Source organism: Mesorhizobium sp. ArgA1 (assembly GCF_053714375.1).
On sequence record NZ_JBSKBQ010000097.1, the window covers coordinates 1 to 1,171 of the forward strand.

Genomic DNA, 1,171 nt, shown 5'->3' on the forward strand with positions numbered 1-1,171 from the left:
GGGACTGTTGCAAAATTGGGTGGATATGATTCCCTGTTTTTGAAACGGGGATTTTGCGATGACGACAAAGCCGAGCGGTCAGTTCAGTTTTGTGGAGGCTCTGCTGCCACAGGGTCTTGGTCGGCTCGGTCGGCTGGACCGGCTGTCGTCGCTGGTGAAGTGGTATCGCTTCGAGAAGATCCTGGCGCGGCTGCGCTCGCCGGCTGGGCCAGGGCGGCCTGCGTACAATTCGCTGGTGATGTTCAAGGCGCTTCTGCTGCAATCCTTGTATGGGCTGTCGGACAGCGAACTGGAGGAGGCACTCGCCGATCGGCTGTCGTTCCGCCGTTTCGTTGGGCTGACGCTCGACGAGACGGTGCCCGACCACACCACACTCAACCGCTTTCGCAGTCTTCTGGTCGAGGCCGGGCTTCTGGAGAAGCTGTTTGGCGAACTGGACCATCAGTTGGACAAAGCCGGGCTGATCCTGCGGCGGGGCACGATGCTCGATGCCACGGTGATCGAGACGGCGGCGGCACGGCCACCCGGTGGAGCCGCGCAGGAGGTGGGCGAGGTCGGCGATCCCGATGCCGGCTTTACGCGCCGGCAGGGCAAGCCTGGCTCCTCCTACGGCTACAAGGCCCATGTCGGTGTCGACCAGGGTTCTGGTCTGATCCGCCGGGTGAGGACGACAGCGGCCAACGTCAACGACACGGTCGAAGCAGATCATCTGATCTGTGGCGACGAAGGCGCGGTGCTGGCGGATGCGGCCTACCACACCAAGGCGCGCGAACTGTCGCTGAGGCAGCGCGGGATCAAGCCGCGGCTGATGCGGCGAGCCAACAAACATCATCCGCGCCTGCCGGCGCGCCTGAAGCAGTTCAACCAGCTGATCGCCCGGCAGCGCTTTGCCGTCGAGACGACCTTCGCCACCTTGAAGAACCGCATGCGACTTTGCGCCATTCGCTATCGCGGCCTGGCCAAGGCTGCAGGACAGATCCTCATCGCGGCCATGGCGTTCAACATGCGCCGCTGGGTGACGCTGGCCACCTGAACCTGGGTCGCACTGCGCCCGAAATCCACCGAATACGCCAACTCCTACCCCATCCGGCCGCAAACCCGCGCCGGAAACCACCTCGCTGCGCCCCTGCCGTCTCTCCAGGCGTCCAAAGCCTAATAACGCAACAGGCCC

At 64.0% G+C, this 1,171-nt stretch carries 1 protein-coding gene; it reads left to right on the plus strand.

The genetic code is table 11. The annotated features are described in order from the left end of the window. The first annotated feature begins 58 nt into the window (after positions 1–58). On the plus strand, positions 59–1,033 hold the full coding sequence (locus ACWGTI_RS32470; protein ID WP_454576788.1) for an IS5 family transposase: 975 nt from the start codon (positions 59–61) through the stop codon (positions 1,031–1,033). Positions 1,034–1,171 lie beyond the last annotated feature (138 nt).